At 70.7% G+C, this 16166-nt stretch carries 16 protein-coding genes; 8 read left to right on the top strand and 8 right to left on the bottom strand.

Annotation, left to right across the window (positions count from 1 at the left end):
* Positions 1 to 46: 46 nt before the first annotated feature.
* Complete coding sequence (locus ACZ7OU_RS15555; protein WP_470255484.1) at positions 47 to 580, bottom strand: Lrp/AsnC family transcriptional regulator; 534 nt, start codon at positions 578 to 580, stop codon at positions 47 to 49.
* Positions 581 to 648: 68 nt separating this feature from the next.
* Between ACZ7OU_RS15555 and pdhA the strand changes: the two genes are divergently transcribed.
* Genes pdhA through ACZ7OU_RS15585 form a run of 6 tightly spaced genes read left to right on the top strand, consistent with a single transcriptional unit; the run spans position 649 to position 6541 of the window.
* Positions 649 to 1719 (top strand): pyruvate dehydrogenase (acetyl-transferring) E1 component subunit alpha, encoded by a 1071-nt coding sequence (pdhA, locus tag ACZ7OU_RS15560; RefSeq protein ID WP_470255485.1) that lies wholly within the window; start codon positions 649 to 651, stop codon positions 1717 to 1719.
* Positions 1719 to 2714: an alpha-ketoacid dehydrogenase subunit beta gene (locus ACZ7OU_RS15565; RefSeq protein ID WP_470241270.1), complete on the top strand. Its 996-nt coding sequence runs from the start codon at positions 1719 to 1721 to the stop codon at positions 2712 to 2714. The genes pdhA and ACZ7OU_RS15565 overlap by 1 nt, the downstream gene beginning before the upstream one ends.
* Positions 2707 to 3882: a dihydrolipoamide acetyltransferase family protein gene (locus ACZ7OU_RS15570; protein ID WP_470255486.1), complete on the top strand. Its 1176-nt coding sequence runs from the start codon at positions 2707 to 2709 to the stop codon at positions 3880 to 3882. The genes ACZ7OU_RS15565 and ACZ7OU_RS15570 overlap by 8 nt, the downstream gene beginning before the upstream one ends.
* Before the next feature lie 56 nt (positions 3883 to 3938).
* On the top strand, positions 3939 to 4487 hold the full coding sequence (locus ACZ7OU_RS15575; protein WP_470255487.1) for a hypothetical protein: 549 nt from the start codon (positions 3939 to 3941) through the stop codon (positions 4485 to 4487).
* Positions 4484 to 5470: a hypothetical protein gene (locus ACZ7OU_RS15580; RefSeq protein ID WP_470255488.1), complete on the top strand. Its 987-nt coding sequence runs from the start codon at positions 4484 to 4486 to the stop codon at positions 5468 to 5470. Before ACZ7OU_RS15575 ends, ACZ7OU_RS15580 begins: the two co-directional genes overlap by 4 nt.
* Before the next feature lie 45 nt (positions 5471 to 5515).
* Positions 5516 to 6541, top strand: a complete 1026-nt coding sequence (locus tag ACZ7OU_RS15585) for a class I SAM-dependent methyltransferase (RefSeq protein ID WP_470255489.1) — start codon at positions 5516 to 5518, stop codon at positions 6539 to 6541.
* Between the two features lie 5 nt (positions 6542 to 6546).
* Here the strand turns inward: ACZ7OU_RS15585 and ACZ7OU_RS15590 are convergent, their stop codons facing one another.
* From ACZ7OU_RS15590 to ACZ7OU_RS15615, 6 genes are all read right to left on the bottom strand, one after another.
* Complete coding sequence (locus ACZ7OU_RS15590; RefSeq protein WP_470255490.1) at positions 6547 to 7047, bottom strand: putative immunity protein; 501 nt, start codon at positions 7045 to 7047, stop codon at positions 6547 to 6549.
* A gap of 38 nt (positions 7048 to 7085) precedes the next feature.
* Positions 7086 to 8216, bottom strand: coding sequence for an NAD(P)/FAD-dependent oxidoreductase (locus ACZ7OU_RS15595; protein ID WP_470255491.1), 1131 nt, complete (start codon positions 8214 to 8216; stop codon positions 7086 to 7088).
* Entirely contained in the window at positions 8213 to 8533 is a 321-nt protein-coding gene (locus ACZ7OU_RS15600; protein WP_285475999.1) for a bifunctional 3-phenylpropionate/cinnamic acid dioxygenase ferredoxin subunit, read from the bottom strand. Before ACZ7OU_RS15600 ends, ACZ7OU_RS15595 begins: the two co-directional genes overlap by 4 nt.
* 182 nt (positions 8534 to 8715) lie before the next feature.
* Positions 8716 to 10374: a choline dehydrogenase gene (gene betA, locus ACZ7OU_RS15605; RefSeq protein WP_470255492.1), complete on the bottom strand. Its 1659-nt coding sequence runs from the start codon at positions 10372 to 10374 to the stop codon at positions 8716 to 8718.
* A gap of 9 nt (positions 10375 to 10383) precedes the next feature.
* Positions 10384 to 11952: an amino acid permease gene (locus ACZ7OU_RS15610; protein ID WP_470241262.1), complete on the bottom strand. Its 1569-nt coding sequence runs from the start codon at positions 11950 to 11952 to the stop codon at positions 10384 to 10386.
* 36 nt (positions 11953 to 11988) lie between these two features.
* Positions 11989 to 13416: an aldehyde dehydrogenase family protein gene (locus ACZ7OU_RS15615; RefSeq protein WP_470255493.1), complete on the bottom strand. Its 1428-nt coding sequence runs from the start codon at positions 13414 to 13416 to the stop codon at positions 11989 to 11991.
* Positions 13417 to 13507: 91 nt separating this feature from the next.
* On the opposite strand from ACZ7OU_RS15615, the gene ACZ7OU_RS15620 reads away from it, so the two are divergent.
* Positions 13508 to 14086, top strand: coding sequence for a TetR/AcrR family transcriptional regulator (locus tag ACZ7OU_RS15620; protein ID WP_470255494.1), 579 nt, complete (start codon positions 13508 to 13510; stop codon positions 14084 to 14086).
* Between the two features lie 263 nt (positions 14087 to 14349).
* Complete coding sequence (locus tag ACZ7OU_RS15625; RefSeq protein ID WP_470255495.1) at positions 14350 to 15471, top strand: aromatic ring-hydroxylating oxygenase subunit alpha; 1122 nt, start codon at positions 14350 to 14352, stop codon at positions 15469 to 15471.
* 6 nt (positions 15472 to 15477) lie between these two features.
* On the opposite strand, the gene ACZ7OU_RS15630 is transcribed toward ACZ7OU_RS15625, so the two are convergent.
* Positions 15478 to 16125 (bottom strand): GntR family transcriptional regulator, encoded by a 648-nt coding sequence (locus ACZ7OU_RS15630; protein ID WP_470255496.1) that lies wholly within the window; start codon positions 16123 to 16125, stop codon positions 15478 to 15480.
* Positions 16126 to 16166: the final 41 nt, after the last annotated feature.

Here is a 16166-nt window from a genome sequence, read left to right on the forward strand (position 1 = left end):
CGGTCGCGAGGATGGGTCCGTGCGGGTGATCCCGGCGGCGTTCGGCTCAGTGCAGTACTGAGCCCGGCAGCTCCTCGAAGATCAGCCACGTCCGGGTCGACCGGACCCCCTCCAGGGCCTGCAGGCGCTCCAGGACGACGTCGCGGAGGGTTTGGTTGTCCGGGGTTCGGACCAGCAGCAGGATGTCGAAGTCGCCGCCCACCAGGGCCACGTGGTCGACGTACGGGATCTCGTGCAGGTCCGTCGCCATCGTGCGCCAGGACGTCTGCTCCACCGTCACCATGATGTACGCCGACGTCCCCAGCCCGGCCCGGCGCGGGTCGATCCGCGCGCCGAAGCCGGTGATCACCCCTTCCGCCATCAGCCTCTCCAACCGCGCGTACGCGTTCGTGCGCGAGATGTGCAGCTTTTCGGCCAGCGCCCGGACCGCCAGGCGGCCGTCCGACGACAGTTCCGCCAGCATCGCCCGGTCGACCTCGTCGAGGGCCGGGGCCGTTCGTCCCGCGAGGCCGGGGACAGCCGACGTCGGGAAAGACGTTTGGTCACCGGAAGGCCCTTGAAAAGACTGTTTGTCGCTCATTTCGCCCAACCCTTGAACAGAAGGCCGCCGAGAACCACCATTCGAGCATCATATGTCTGCGAGAGGTGGTGCCCGTGGAAACCCTCCTGCCGTCTACGACGCCGGTGCGGTTCGTCGCCGAGGACGGGACGCGCGCCGACCGGCACGGCCGGTACGCCGAGCCCGCGAAGGACCGCCTGAAAGCCGCCTACCGGCTGATGGTCCTGGGCCGCCGGTTCGACGTCCAGGCGACCGCGCTCACCAAGCAGGGCCGCCTCGCCGTCTACCCCTCCAGCGCCGGCCAGGAGGCCTGCCAGGTCGCCGCCGCGCTCGCGCTCCAGGACAACGACTGGCTCTTCCCCACCTACCGCGACTCGGTCGCGCTCGTCGCGCGCGGCCTGAAGCCCGGCGAAGTCCTGACGCTGCTTCGCGGCGACGCGCACTGCGGCTACAACCCCACCGAGACGCGCGTAGCGCCCCAGTGCACTCCGCTCGCGACGCAGACTCTGCACGCCACCGGTCTCGCGCACGCGATGCAGCGACGCGGCGAAGACGCCGTCGCGCTCGCGCTCATCGGGGACGGCGCCACCAGCGAAGGCGACTTCCACGAGGCGCTCAACTTCGCCGCCGTCTTCAAGGCACCCGTGGTGTTCTTCGTGCAGAACAACGGCTACGCGATCTCCGTCCCCTTCGAGAAGCAGAGCGCCGCGCCCGCGCTGGCGTACAAGGGAATCGGCTACGGCATGCGCTCGGAGCAGGTCGACGGCAACGACGCCGTCGCGGTCCTCGCCGTCCTCGACGACGCCGTGAAGCACGCCCGCGAAGGCAAGGGCCCGGTCCTCGTCGAGGCCCACACCTACCGCATCGACGCCCACACCAACGCCGACGACGCCACCCGCTACCGCGACGCCGGCGAAGTCGCGAAGTGGCGCGAAGCGGACCCGCTCAAGCGGCTCGGGACCTACCTGAAAGACGACCTGACCGAAACCGACGTCGAGCGATTCCAAGCGGAAGCCGAAGAGTTCGCCGAGTCCGTCCGCGACACCCTGAACGCCGACGCCGAGCTCGACCCGATGTCCCTGTTCGACCACGTCTACGCCGAGCCGACCCGCCAGCTGCAGCGCCAGCGGGCGATGGTCGCGGCCGAGCTGGAGGCCTGATGACGACCACGATGGCGCAGGCGCTCAACGCGGCCCTGCGGGACGCGCTCAAGGACGACGACCGCGTGCTGGTCTTCGGCGAGGACGTCGGCACGCTCGGCGGCGTCTTCCGGGTCACCGACGGCATCACCGCCGACTTCGGCGAGGACCGCTGCTTCGACACGCCGCTGGCCGAGTCCGGCATCGTCGGGTTCGCCGTCGGGATGGCGATGGGCGGCTTCCGCCCGGTCGTCGAGATGCAGTTCGACGCCTTCGCCTACCCCGCGTTCGAGCAGATCACCTCGCACGTCGCGAAGCTGCGCAACCGCACCAAGGGCGCGCTGGAACTGCCGATGGTCATCCGCATCCCCTACGCCGGCGGCATCGGCGGCGTCGAGCACCACTGCGACTCCAGCGAGGTCTACTACACGCACACGCCGGGCCTGCGCGTCGTCACGCCGGGCACCGCGCAGGACGCCTACGACCTCCTCCGCGACGCCATCGAGTCACCCGACCCGGTCGTCTTCCTCGAGCCGAAGGCCCGCTACTGGTCCGGCGAAGAGGTGAGCTTCACGCGCACCGGCCCCGCCATGGACCAGGCCGTGGTGCGCAAGACCGGCAAGGACGTCACGCTCATCGCGTACGGCCCGATGGTCGCCACGGCGATGGAGACCGCCGAAGCCGCGAAGGACGAAGGCTGGGACGTCGAGGTCGTCGACCTGCGTTCCTTGAGCCCGTTCGACGACGAGACCGTGACGGCGTCCGTGCGCCGCACCGGGCGGGCCGTCGTGGTCCACGAGGCCGCCGGCTTCGGCGGCTACGGCGCCGAGGTCGTCGCTCGCGTCACGGAGCAGTGCTTCCACCAGCTGCACGCGCCCGTGCTGCGCGTGACCGGGCTCGACATCCCGTACCCGGCGCCGAAGCTCGAGCGCCACATGCTGCCCGGCGTCGACCGGATCCTCGACACGATCGCGCGCCTGCAGTGGGCCGACACCCCGGTGGTGGCCGGTGCCTGACTTCCTGCTGCCGGACCTCGGCGAAGGCCTGACCGAGGCGGCGATCCTCACCTGGCACGTCGCGATCGGAGACACGGTCAAGGTCGACCAGATCGTCGTCGAGGTCGAGACGGCGAAGGCCGCGGTCGAGGTGCCCGTGCCGTTCGCCGGCGTCGTGTCCGCACTGCACGGCGAGCCGGGGCAGCTGCTGCCGGTCGGCGCGCCGCTGCTGTCCGTCGGCGGGTTCGCCGAACCGGGCGTCACGACGTCCAGCGGCAGCGGCAACGTCCTCATCGGCTACGGCACCGCGCCGACGACCCGGCGCAAGCGTGTCCGCCGCGTCGAAGCTCCCGCACCGAAGGCGAAGGCGCCCGGCGTGATCTCGCCGTTCGTCCGGAAGCTGGCGTCGGACAACGGGATCGACCTCGCGAAGCTCACCCCGACCGGCCCGGACGGGATCATCCGCCGCGCCGACGTCGAGGCGGCGCTCGAGAAGCCCGTCGCCAAGGGCAAGCGGATCCCGCTCACCGGGGTGCGCAAGGCCGTCGCGGACAAGCTGACGACGTCCCGGCGCGAGATCCCCGAAGCCACGGTCTGGGTCGACGTCGACGCGTCCGAGCTGGTCGCCGCGCGGGTGGCCCTGAACGCCAAGACGGACCGGCCGGTGAGCCTGCTCGGGCTGATCGCGCGGTTCGCCGTCGCGGGCCTCAAGAAGTACCCCGAGCTGAACTCGCGCGTGGAGGGCGACGAGATCGTCCTGCTGGACGAGATCCACCTCGGGTTCGCCGCGCAGACCGACCGCGGGCTGGTCGTGCCGGTCGTGCGGGACGCCGGTGAGCTGTCGACGCGGGACCTCTCGGCGGCGATCGGCGACCGCGCCCGCACGGCGCGCGACGGCAAGCTCACGCCCGCGGACCTCACCGGCGGGACGTTCACGGTGAACAACTACGGCGTCTTCGGCGTCGACGGCTCGGCCGCGATCATCAACCACCCCGAGGCCGCGATCCTCGGCATCGGCCGGATCATCGACCGGCCGTGGGTGGTCGACGGCGCGCTCGCGGTCCGGAAGGTCTGCGAGCTGACGCTGGCCTTCGACCACCGCGTCTGCGACGGCGGCACGGCGGGCGGGTTCCTGCGGTTCGTCGCGGACTGCGTCGAATCGCCGGTCACGGCACTGGGCGACCTGTAGCGACTCACCGTGCGCAGTGAGTCGGTGGTGACGGTCGTGGCACTTAAAGTGTTCGCGTGACGACTCCAGCCCAGCACGACCGGGACCAGGCGGAAGCGCGCGTGGGCCGGCTCAAGCAGGACCTGCGCGGCGGGCTGGCGACCCCGCCCGCCGACGTCGAGGCGATGGACGAGCTCGTCGCGACGGCCCACCGGCTGCTCGACTCCGAGGTGGCGTTCGACGACGCGAAGCACCGCCTCGCGAACGCCGAGCTCGAGTCGCGGCACGCGGCGACGCAGCGCGCGGTCGTCTACTTCGCGGCCGCGCCGGTGCTGGTGCCGCTGGCCGCCGCGGCGATGGTGCTGTTCGACGTGCTGTCCCCGGTGTGGCTGCTGGCGCTCGTCCCGCTGTTCGCGGCAGGCCTGTGGATCGGCTTCGCCCCGGTCCGGCGGGTCGGTGACGTCATCCGCGAGCGGACGCGGGCGGCGTGGGCGGGCAGCGTCACGGCCGGGCTGCTGGTGGGCGCGCTGGTCCCGTGGTCCGGGGCCGTCGTCGCCACGATCCTGACGGCGCTGGGCGTCGCGGCCACGTGCGGGCTGCTGTGGCGGGAGGGCCGGATCCCGTGAGCCACGGCTACGCGACCTACGGCGACGATCCCGAGTTCACGCAGGAGTACGCCGAGCCCGTCGACTCGACGCGGCAGGACCTCGACGAGCTGTTCGCGGCCGTCGACGGGCTGCGCGCGGCCGTCGAGGAGTCCGACGACCGCGTGCGGCAGGAGGTCGCCGACCTGACCGACCGCGTCGAGCGGAGTGGCGGCGACCGGCAGGAGGACCGCATCGACCTGCTCGGCCGGCAGCTCGAACGGCTGCGCCAGCAGGTCCAGGCCCTGGAGCGCGCGGTGCGCGTGGCCGACGGCGTGCCGCGGATCAACCTCGACGAGGTCGGCACCGAGACCCGCGCGCTCGCGGCCGAGGCCGCGCGCTGGGACGACCTGCACAAGGAGCTCGTCACGAAGGAGCAGCGCGCCCGGCAGGAGCAGGAGCTGCTCCGGCTGGATGCGGTGCGGGCGGCCCATTCCCGGTGCGACGCCGACCTGGTCGAGGTGATGCGGGTGCTGGCGTCGACGGATCGTGCGTCCCGCGCTCGCGGGGACGCGGAGTCGACGTTCCGCGCGCTGTCGACGCGGCGCCGGACGCTGCTGGACGAGGAGATCCCGGCGGCCGTCTCGGCGGCGGACCAGGCGAAGCTGGCGTTGCGCGAGGCGGACGCGGTCGAGGCGCGGATCATGCCTCAGCTGGAACGCGCCGAGCGAGCGTGGCACGACCTGCAGGTGCGGCTGCGCACCCGCATCACGGACGCGCTCGGCTCGAACGCGCTGCTGCCGGCGTGGTTCGGCCACGCGCTGGGGGTCGCCCCGCCGTCCGGGACGTCCGGCGACGCGTGGATTCGCACGGCGGCTTCGGTGCTGGCTTACCGGGTGACGTTCGGGATCAAGGACCCGGCGCTGCCGCTGGGCCCACCGGCGGGCGAGGACGCGGACACGTCCGAACGCCGCTGGACCTGGCGGGCGAGGCTGGAGTCCGATCTCGACGAGCTGGCCCTCTAGCCGGTTCCGCACCGGCCGGCGACGGTGATGAACTACGTTTCGATCATGTCCTACCGAGACGCGACGGCCCACTACACCTCGCCCAAAAGGCGTGATCCGGTCAAGACGATGCTCGAAGAAGTGGTCACCCACCGAGTCCTGCGTGATGCCCTCTCCCGGATCCCGCGTGCGCCCGGCCGGCCGTTGCGGGTGCTCGACGTCGGGTGCGGCACCGGCGACGGCCTGGCGCTGCTGACCGAGCGGCACGGCGCCCTCACCCCGCTGACCGACGAGCACACCCTCGACTACCTCGGCGTCGACATCGACCCCGACATGGTCGACACGGCCCGCGCCCTGCACGCCGGCCGGCGGGCGGAGTTCGTCGTCGCGGACATGCGGTCCGAACTGCCCGCGGGCGACTTCGACCTCTACCTCTCCTGCGGCGTGCCCTACTCCCACCTTCCCCACGAGGACGTCGTCGAGGTCCTGACCGGCGTCATGCGGCGGATCGTCGAGACCCGCGACCGCGCCGTGCTCGTCGTCGACGTCCTCGGCCGCTACTCCGTCGAGTGGACGCCGAAGTGGCCGGAGACCCGCTGGTCCTACAACATGAGCTTCTTCGAGGATGCGACCGAAACCCTTCACGACCGGATGAGCTTCTTCGACCGCGGGTCGCTCGACGCGGCGCTCGTCGAAGCCGCGATCCGGGCCGGGGCCCGGCTGAGCGGGACGACGTTCACCGACCGGTCGATCCTCGCCGGCCGGCACACCGCCACCCTCGCCTTCAACCCGGCGATCCCGCCCTACCGCACCCTCCTCAACGAGCTCGCCCGCGGCACCACCGACGTCGACCCCGCCCGGCTGCGGTTCGAGCCGCCCACCGGGACCGCGCCCCGGCCGGTCGAGCTGTTCTTCGCGGCCTTCGCCGAACGCTGGAACCGGATCATCGCCACCGGAGACGTGCGCTCGCCCGAACGCGCGAAGCAGCTGGCGACGTCGCTCTTCGCGTGGGAACAGCAAGCTCAGCAAGGCCTCGGTACCGGGCACTCCCTGATGGCCACCGTGGTCGTGGAACGTCCCACCCTCGCCTGAGGGAGTCAGGCGCGGAGGGCGGACTCGAGCTGCCGGTGCAGCTCGCCGAGCCGGGACTTGCCCGGCTTGCCGGGCGGGAAGCGGCGGAGGAGGTCGGAGACCGCCGGCGGTGCGTGGTCGAGGGCCCAGCGGATCTCCGCGTTCGCGTCACCGCCGGCGAGTTCGCACGCCAGCGCTGCCTGCTGGGCGGGGCCGACGATGTGCTTCACCTGGTGCGGCGACGCCAGCGGGTGCAGGTAGGCCGCGCCCGCCGCGCCGACGGCCGCGCGGGCGGCGGCGGAAGCGGCGGGGTCGGAAGTCTCGCCCGCCGCCTTCAACGCCGCCCACGCCACCGTGCGAAGCAGCTTTGTCCGCGCAGCGCCCGAAGCGAACTCCCGCGCCGCGGAGATCGCGGAAGCCGGACGGGGATCGTCGGGTACCCGGGTTTCGTACAGCGGCAGCGCTCGCGAAGCGCAGTCGGCGGCCCAGCCCGTCAACGCCCGCAGCTCATCGAGAGTCAGGTCCATGCGGGTGAAGCGTATCTTTGAACAGCCGGTTGAGACTTTCAGACGACCGCCGGCTGCCGGAGCGGACGGCGCAGGCGGTTGAACAGCTTCGCGTTGTTCAGCGCGAACACGCCGACCGTCGCACCGTCCCGCTGCCACACCGCCGCGAACGACGAGGACGACAGGTCGCCGTCGACCACCGAAAGCGTGTCGTCCGGGCGGGGGTGCCCGGCCAGCTGCAGGGTCCCCGCGTACTGGTCCGACCAGACGTACCCGCTCGGCGAGTACGTGCGCGACGTCTGCCCGGCGAGCAGGTTCGCCACCGCGACCGGTGCCTGCTCCGACGCGTTCGTCCAGTGCTCGTGCCGCCGTCCCGCGTACCGGGCCACATCGCCGACCGCGACCACGGACGGCAGCTCCGTCACCAGGCCCGCGTCCACGCACACCCCGTCGGAGACGGTCAGCCCGGACCCCGCCAGCCAGTCGGTCGCCGGGGTCATGCCGACGCCCACGACGACCACGTCGGCCGGGACGAGCGACCCGTCGGCCAGGTGGACGCCCGCCTCGGACATGCCCTCGACCCGGACGCCGCAGCGCAGGTCCGTGCCGTGGTCGGCGTGCAGCCGCGCGCACACCGCCGCCAGCTCCGGCCCGAGCACCGGCGCCAGGGGAGCGGCCAAAGCCTCCAAGACGACCACGTCGAGGCCCAGCGAACGGCACGTCGAGGCCACCTCGGCCCCGATGAACCCGGCGCCGACGATCGCCACCCGCACCCCGGACACCAAAGCCGCGCGCAACGCGAGAGCGTCGTCGAGTGTCCGCAGCGTGTGGGCGCCCTCGAAGCCCGGCAGCGTGCGCGCCCGGCCGCCGGTGGCGATGACGACGCCGTCCGCGTGGACCGACCCGCCGTCCGACAGCAGCACCCGGCGCGCGGCCGGGTCCAGAGCCGTGGCGTGTACGCCGAGACGGAAGTCCAAGGCCAGCGAAGCGAGGTCGCCCGCGTCGAGCAGCTCCAGCGACGCCTGCGACGCCGTCCCGGCGAGGAACGCCTTGGACAGCGGCGGCCGGTCGTAGGGCAGGTGCGCCTCCGAACCGATCAGCACGATGCCGCCGTCGTAGCCCTGGGCGCGCAGCTCCTGCGCGGCGCGGACCCCGGCGAGCGACGCGCCGACGACCGCGATGCGCTTCACGCGGCGTCCTCGCGAGCCACGCCCTGGACGTAGATGACGCCTTCGTCGACGAGGACCGAGTACGTGCGCACCGGCTCCTTCGCCGGCAGGCAGCTCGGCACGCCCGTGCGCAGGTCGAACAGCGCCGCGTGCAGCGGGCATTCGACGAAGCAGCCCTCGAGCCAGCCGTCGGCCAGGGAAGCGTCCTGGTGAGTGCACGTGTCGTCGATGGCGTACAGCTCGCCGTCCTCGGTGTTGAACACCGCAATGGCGGGCGACCCCGGGATCCGGACGGACTCACCCGGGGGCAGCTCGTCCACCGTGCATGCGCGAATCATGAGTCCTCCGAGACAGTTGCGCATTGAGGAACATCGACTGTGATCCGCAACAAAGTCTGAGTCCCGTGAAGCGCGTCGTCAAGGGGCTACGGCCGGGTAGTTTCCGTTACCCGCTAACGGATAATCCGGGCACGTCGAAGGCCCGTACCGAGGATGGCGGTACGGGCGCTACGACGTCCGGGCTAGTTCTCCCCGTGCCGGTAGAACGGCGTCTTGATCGGGGCCAGCGGGGTGTTGCCGAGGATGAGGTCGGCCGCCTTCTCGGCGGTCATCATCACCGGCGCGTAGATGTTGCCGTTGGGGATGTAGGGCATCACCGACGCGTCGACGACGCGCAGGCCCTCGGTGCCGTGCACCCGCATGGTCTGCGGGTCGACGACGGAGCCCTCGTCCACGCCCATCTTCGCGGTGCACGACGGGTGCAGCGCGGTCTCGGCGTCCTTGGCGACCCAGTCGAGGATCTCCTCGTCGGTCTCGACGGACGGCCCCGGCGAGATCTCGCCGTCGTTGTAGGGGTCCATCGCGGACTGGTTGAGGATCTTCCGAGCCACCCGCACGGCTTCGACCCATTCCTTGCGGTCGTTCTCCGTGGACAGGTAGTTGAACTTGAGCGCCGGGTGCTGCCGCGGGTCGGTCGAGGTGATCTTCACCGAGCCGCGGGTGTCGGCGTACATCGGGCCGACGTGCACCTGGTAGCCGTGCCCTTCCGTGGGCGCCGAACCGTCGTAGCGGATCGCCACCGGCAGGAAGTGGAACATCAGGTTCGGGTACTTCACCTCGTCGTTCGAGCGGACGAACCCGCCGCCCTCGAAGTGGTTGGTCGCGGCCGGCCCGGACCGCAGGAACAGCCACTGCGCGCCGATGAAGGGCCGCTTCCACTTCGCCAGCGACGGCTGCATCGACACCGGTTGCTTGCAGGAGTACTGGATGTACACCTCCAGGTGGTCCTGCAGGTTCTCGCCGACACCCGGCAGGTCCTTGACGACGTCGATGCCGAGCTTCTCCAGGTCGCCCGCGTTGCCGACGCCGGAGAGCTGCAGCAGCTGCGGGCTGTTGATCGCGCCGCCGCAGAGGATGATCTCCTTGCCGTACACCTCACCCGGCATGCCCCGGCCCTCGGCGTACTCGACACCGATCGCGCGCGTGCCCTCGAAGAGGATCTGCGACACGAACGCATGCGTCTTCACCGTGAGGTTGGGCCGGTTCTCCACCGGGTGCAGGTACGCGCCCGCCGCGGACAGCCGCCGTCCCTTCCGGACGTTGCGGTCGAAGGCCGCGAAGCCTTCCTGCCGGTAGCCGTTGACGTCGTCGGTGCGCGGGTAGCCCGCCTCCTCTGCTGCGTCGAAGAACGCCTGGAACAGCGGGTTCGACGCCGGACCGCGCTCCAGTTCGAGTGGCCCGTCGTGGCCGCGCCACTGCCCGTCGGGGGCATCGGCGAGGCAGTTCTCCATCCGCTTGAAGTACGGTAGGCAGTGGGCATAGTCCCAAGTGGACATTCCGGGGTCGCCGGCCCAGCGTTCGTAGTCCATCGGGTTGCCGCGCTGGAAGATCATCCCGTTGATGCTCGACGACCCGCCGAGGACCTTGCCGCGCGCGTGGTAGATGCGGCGGCGGTTCATGTGCGGCTCGGGCTCGCTGCGGTAGCCCCAGTCGTAGAACTTCGACCCGATCGGGAAGGTCAGCGCGGCCGGCATGTGGATGAAGACGTCCCACTTGTAGTCGGCCCGCCCGGCCTCCAGGACCAGGACCTTGTTCGAAGGGTCCGCCGACAGCCGGTTCGCCAGCGCGCAGCCCGCCGAACCACCGCCGACGATGACGAAGTCATACGCATCGGAACTCATGGGTCCTCCTCAGCCGGGTAGCGAATCCGGAGCGTTGTCGGGCATGTGTTCGGGGCTCGTGTGCGACGAACCCCAGGTGCGGCGCCGGACGTACAGCATGATCGCACCGATGATCACGATCAGCCCGGTGACGATCACCGCGCCCCACTGGAAGTACCAGTGGTCGTCGCCGTACACCTCGGCGCGCGGCCAGATCAGGTTGACCGTCATCCCGGCGCCGTAGAGGACCGCGACCAGGTTCACCAGCGTGCCCCAGCGGCCGAGCTTGAAGTACGGGCCGTGGTCCGGGCGCGGCCACTGCCCGCGCAGGCGGCGCAGCAGCAACGGGCCGGTGACCATCAGGTAGGGGATGTAGAACAGGATGATCGCGGTCGAGGTCAGGATGAAGAACGCCCGCTGGTTGCCCAGGTTGATCAGCAGCACCACGACGGTGAGGCCGCCGGTGAGCAGCGCCGGCAGGACCGGCGTCTTCGACCGCGGCGACACCTTCGCCATGGCCTTGCTGAACGGCAGCCGGCCGTCGCGGGCCATCGCCCACGCCATCCGGATCGCCGCGGTCTGCACCGCGAGGCAGCACACCGTGATCGCGATCGCCGAGCAGATCAGGAAGGCGTCGCCGAGCCCCTCGCCGAGCGTGCTCTTCAACAGGTACGGCATGCCGGAGGTGCTCAGCTCGTCGGCGTTGATGTCGCCGACGGCCATCATGCCGACCAGCATCACCAGGCCGCCGACGATGAACGACGCCGTGATCGCCCGCAGGATCGCGCGCGGCGCGTGCTTGCGCGGCTGCGTGGTTTCCTCGGCGAGCGAGCCCGCCGTGTCGAAGCCGTAGAAGACGTACGCGCTCATCAGCGACGCCACCAGGAACGCCCCGAGGTACCCGAGTGAGTGACCGTCACCCGTGGCGTGCGTTTCGAAGACCACCTGCGGGCCGCGCTTGATGTGGATGGCCAGCGCGATGATCAGCAGGATGACCGCGGACAGCTCCACCGCGACGCCGAAGTTGTTGATCTTCGCCATCAGCTTGACGCCGATGACGTTCACGATCGTGGCGAACACGACCAGCACCAGGGCCAGGATGATGGCGTTCTGCGCGCCGCCCGGGGTCGACGTCAGCCCGGCGTCGGAGTCGCTGCCGACGATCTGGAACGCGGTCGAGACCTGCGGCAGGATGATCTGATAGGCGACCGCGACGGCGCCGGCCGTCACGATCGCGCCGATGATCATGATCCAGCCCGCGAGCCACGACGTCGCGGGCTTCGCGATCTGTTTCGCCCACTGGTACACCGACCCGGCGAGCGGGAACTGGCCGGCGAGCTCGGCGAAGCACAGCGCGACGGCGAGCTGGCCGAGGAAGACCAGCGGCCAGGTCCAGATGAACGCCGGTCCGCCCGAGGCGAAGCCGAAGAAGAACAGCTGGAACACGCCGGTCATGATCGAGATGTAGGAGAACCCGGCGGCGAAGCTGGAGAAGGAGCCCAGGGAGCGTTCGAGCTCCTGGCGGTAGCCGAACTTCTCGAGGTCGGAGCTGTCGTCCGGGGCAGGCCCCCCGCCCGCCGGCTTTTCTTGCGTGGTCATGGCTACGTCCTCACATCGTGGGTGGGGGAGGGATTTTCAGCCTTTGAACCAGTGCTGCGGAACCGGATCGATGTTCTGGTAGACGTGCTTGTGCTCCTGGTACTCCGCCAGCCCGGACGGTCCGAGCTCGCGGCCGATGCCGGACTTCCCGAACCCGCCCCACTCCGCCTGCGGCAGGTAGGGGTGGTAGTCGTTGATCCACACGGTGCCGTGGCGCAGGGCCCCGGCGACCCGCTGGGCGCGGGACGCGTCCGACGTCCACACGGCTCCGGCGAGCCCGTACTCGGTGTCGTTGGCCAGCGCGATCGCGTCGGCCTCTTCGGTGAAGCGTTCCACGGTGACGACCGGGCCGAAGACCTCTTCCCGGACGATCGCCATGTCCCTCGTGCAGCCGGAGAACACGGTCGGCCGCAGGAAGAAACCGTTTTCGTACTCCGGTCCTTCGGGCCGTTCGCCGCCCGCCCGGAGCGTCGCGCCCTCCTTGAGAGCGCTTTCGATGTACCCCTCGACCTTGGCGCGGTGCTGCGCCGAGACGAGCGGGCCCGTCTCGGTCGCGGGGTCGAGGCCGTCGCCGACCCGGATCCGGTCGGCGCGCGCGGCGAGGTCCGCCACGAACCGGTCATGGATCCCATCCTGGATGATCAAGCGCGCGCCCGCCGAGCAGACCTGTCCCGAATGGACGAACGCGGCCATCAGCGCGTAGTCCAGCGCGGTGTCGTAGTCGGCGTCGGCGAAGACCACGTTCGGGTTCTTGCCGCCGAGTTCGAGGGCGACCCGCCGGACGCCCTTCGCGGCGGCCGTCATGATCTTCTCGCCGGTCGCGTAGCCGCCGGTGAAGGAGACGAGGTCGACGCCAGGGTGCTCGACCATCGCGGCGCCGACGTGGCCCGGCCCGAGCAGCAGGTTGACGACGCCGGGCGGCGTGCCGGCCTCTTCGAGCAGGGCGACCAGCTTGATCGTGGTCAGCGGCGTGACCTCGCTCGGCTTGAGCACGATCGTGTTGCCCGCGGCCAGCGCGGGCGCGACCTTCCACGACATCTGCAGCAGCGGGTAGTTCCACGGCGCGATGAGCGCGCAGACGCCGACCGGCTCGTGCACGATCCGGCTGACGACGGTGGCGCTGCCCGCGTCGACCAGGCGTCCGGCGTCCTTGCCGGCGAGGTCGGCGTAGTAGCGGAAGACATTCGTGACGTCGTCGATGTCGATGCGGCCTTCGCCCAGCGTCTTGCCGGTGTCGAGGCTCTCGGTGCGGGCGAGTTCTTCGCGGTCGCGGACCAGCAGGTCGGCTACTTTGCGCAGCAGTTCGCCGCGCTCGGTCGCGGTGGTCCGGCGCCACGGACCGTCGTCGAAAGCCTTCCTCGCGGCTCTGACCGCGACGTCGACCTCCTCGGGCCCGGCTACGGCGACCTGCTCGATCACCTGGCCGGTCGAGGGGTTCAGTACGTCGAGGTAGCGGTCCGTCATGCGGCCCTTCCCGGATCGGTAGTGGCTGCTCAGTGCCTGGAGTGCGTACATTTGTACGCGAAGCGTGTACAGATGTCCACAAGGGGGCTTGATGGCGAAGAGCGAACCCGGCGCGACGCGGCGCCGTGGTCCGAACGACCCCGAACGGCGGGCGCGGATCGCCAAGGCGGCGATCGAGGTGGTCGCCCAGCGGGGGATCGACGGGCTCACGCACCGCTCGGTCGCCGCGGCGGCCGGCGTCCCGCTCGGCTCGACGACCTACCACTTCGCGACGCTGGACGACCTGCTGGAGGTCGCCCTGCACGAGGCGGCCGAGAAGAACGTCCACGCGTTGAAGGAGTGGGAGTCGGCGCTCGCGCCGGACGCCGACTTCGCCGCGGCGCTCGCCGACCTCGTCATGGGGTACATCAACGAGCAGTACCGGGACACGGTGGTCGAGTACGACCTGTACGTCGCGGCCCTGCACCGTCCCCGGCTCCGGGCGGCGAGCGCGGCCTGGGACGAGGCGCTGATCGCGTTCTTCGGCTCCCGCACGGACCCCCTGACCGGCCGCCTCCTGGCCGGCCTGTTCTGCGGCCTCCTGATGCAGGCGGCCCTGGCCGACCCCCGCCCGACCCGCGACGAGATCGAAACCCTCTTCCGCCGAGCCATCCACGGCCCCGTGGCCTGACCCAGACGGACGACACGCGTACCTGGCCGGACGACACGCGTACCTGGATGGACGACACGGCACTCGGCCGGTGTGTCGTCCATCTGAGTACGCGTGTCGTCCGGCTGTGTACGCGTGTCGTCCGGAACGTGCCGGAAATCTTGGCTGGGCAGTGAAAAACGTGGGTTGACATCGGGTCTGGGTGGCAGTCACTCTGTTCCGGAGTGAGCAACAAGACGCGTTCTGCGCAACTCCCGAACTGATCCGCGGAGAGGACCACGCCGGTGACCACTACCGATCTGCCGCCGAGCCTGCTCGCCACGCTTCCCGGCAGCTACTACACCGACCCGGCGATCTTCGCGCTGGAGCAGGCGAAGATCTTCGAGGCCGACTGGTTCTGCGCTGCGCGCAGTGCCGACCTCGCCGGGCCCGGGGCGTTCGAGACCGTGCAGATCGGCAAGGAGAGCCTCCTCGTCTCGCGCGGGCGGGACGGGAAGCTGAACGCGTTCCTCAACGTCTGCCGCCACCGCGGCGCGCGGCTCTGCACGTCCGAAAGCGGCACCGTCAAGCGCGCCTTCCAGTGCCCGTACCACGCCTGGACCTACGGCCTCGACGGCAAGCTGGTCGCCGCGCCGAACCTCACCGGGATGCCGGACGTCGACCGCACCACCTTCGGCCTCACCCGCGTCCACCTGCGGGAGTGGCTCGGGTACGCCTGGGTCTGCCTGGCCGACGAGCCGCCGCCGTTCGACGGCAGCGTCGTCGCCGCGGTCACCGAACGGCTCGGCGGCGCCGAGGCGATCGAGGCGTACGGCGTCGACGGCCTCGCGCTGGGCAAGCGCATCGAGTACGACGTGAAGGCGAACTGGAAACAGATCATCGAGAACTTCATGGAGTGCTACCACTGCGCGACGATCCACCCCGAGCTCACCGAGGTCCTCCCGGAGTTCGCGGACGGGTACGCCGCGCAGTACTACGTCGGCCACGGCGCGGAGTTCGGCGGCGACGTCCGGGGCTTCACCATCGACGGCAGCGAGGGCGTCGACCGGCTGCCCGGCGTCACCGAGGACCAGGACCGCAAGTACTACGCCATCACCATCCGCCCGCAGGTGTTCGTCAACCTGGTGCCGGACCACGTGATCCTGCACCGGATGTTCCCGCTGGCCCCGGACCGGACGCTGGTGCGCTGCGACTGGCTCTACCTGCCCGGCGTCGTCGAGTCCGGCCGCGACCTGACGCGCTCGGTCGAGCTGTTCCACCGCGTCAACCTGCAGGACTTCGAGGCGTGCGAACGCTGTCAGCTCGCCATGGACTCACGCTCGTACGCCGGCGGCGGGGTGCTCGTGCCCAGCGAGCACCACATCGGCGAGTTCCACGACTGGGTCCGCGGCCGGCTCGGCGTCTGAAAACGGCTAGATCAGCGCCCGGATGGCGGCCTCGAACCCGGTGACGTGCTCCAGCGTCAACGCGGCCGCCTTCTCGGCGTCGCCCTCGATGATCGCGGTGAGGAGCGGGACGTGCTCGTCGACGTGGCCGGCCATCCCGGACAGCCGGGGCACGAACACGCACCAGATCCGGGTCGCGAGGTTGTCGTACCGGATCAGCGTGTCCTCGAGGAACGGGTTGTGCACGCACCGGTAGATCGCCCGGTGCAGGGCGAGGTCGGTGCGCAGCAGCTCGGCGTTGTCCCCGGCCGGGACGCCGGCGTCGAGCTGCGCGCGCAGCTCGGTCAGGGCCGCCCGGTCGGCCTCGGTCGCGCGCCCGGCCGCGGCGGCCGTCGCCATCGGCTCCAGCGTGCGCCGCACCTCGGAGATGTGCGCGAGGTCGGAGATGTGGACGTCGGTGGCGAACGTCCCGCGCCGCGGGTAGGCGACGACCAGCCGTTCGGACTCGAGGCGTTTCAGCGCCTCGCGGATCGGCGTCCGGCCCATGCCGAGGGTGGTGCCGAGCTCGTCCTCGTTGAGGGGGGAACCCGGGGGGATGTCGAGCATGACGAGCCGGTCGCGGATGAAGCGGTACGCCTGTTCCGCGAGCGACGGGGGATTGACCTGGGGATGCACGCCGCTTAGCCTACATCGACGATTGATATATCAGAAGTCGA

This window comes from Amycolatopsis sp. NPDC114505, from assembly GCF_055633615.1.

Excerpts from the sequence above, each read along its gene's own strand:
- ACZ7OU_RS15620 (WP_470255494.1), top strand. The coding sequence starts at position 13,508 with ATGGCGAAGAGCGAACCCGGCGCGACGCGGCGCCGTGGTCCGAACGAC.
- ACZ7OU_RS15600 (WP_285475999.1), bottom strand. The coding sequence starts at position 8,533 with ATGATTCGCGCATGCACGGTGGACGAGCTGCCCCCGGGTGAGTCCGTC.
- ACZ7OU_RS15610 (WP_470241262.1), bottom strand. The coding sequence starts at position 11,952 with ATGACCACGCAAGAAAAGCCGGCGGGCGGGGGGCCTGCCCCGGACGAC.
- ACZ7OU_RS15585 (WP_470255489.1), top strand. The coding sequence starts at position 5,516 with ATGTCCTACCGAGACGCGACGGCCCACTACACCTCGCCCAAAAGGCGT.
- ACZ7OU_RS15555 (WP_470255484.1), bottom strand. The coding sequence starts at position 580 with ATGAGCGACAAACAGTCTTTTCAAGGGCCTTCCGGTGACCAAACGTCT.
- ACZ7OU_RS15590 (WP_470255490.1), bottom strand. The coding sequence starts at position 7,047 with ATGGACCTGACTCTCGATGAGCTGCGGGCGTTGACGGGCTGGGCCGCC.
- ACZ7OU_RS15565 (WP_470241270.1), top strand. The coding sequence starts at position 1,719 with ATGACGACCACGATGGCGCAGGCGCTCAACGCGGCCCTGCGGGACGCG.
- ACZ7OU_RS15615 (WP_470255493.1), bottom strand. The coding sequence starts at position 13,416 with ATGACGGACCGCTACCTCGACGTACTGAACCCCTCGACCGGCCAGGTG.
- betA (WP_470255492.1), bottom strand. The coding sequence starts at position 10,374 with ATGAGTTCCGATGCGTATGACTTCGTCATCGTCGGCGGTGGTTCGGCG.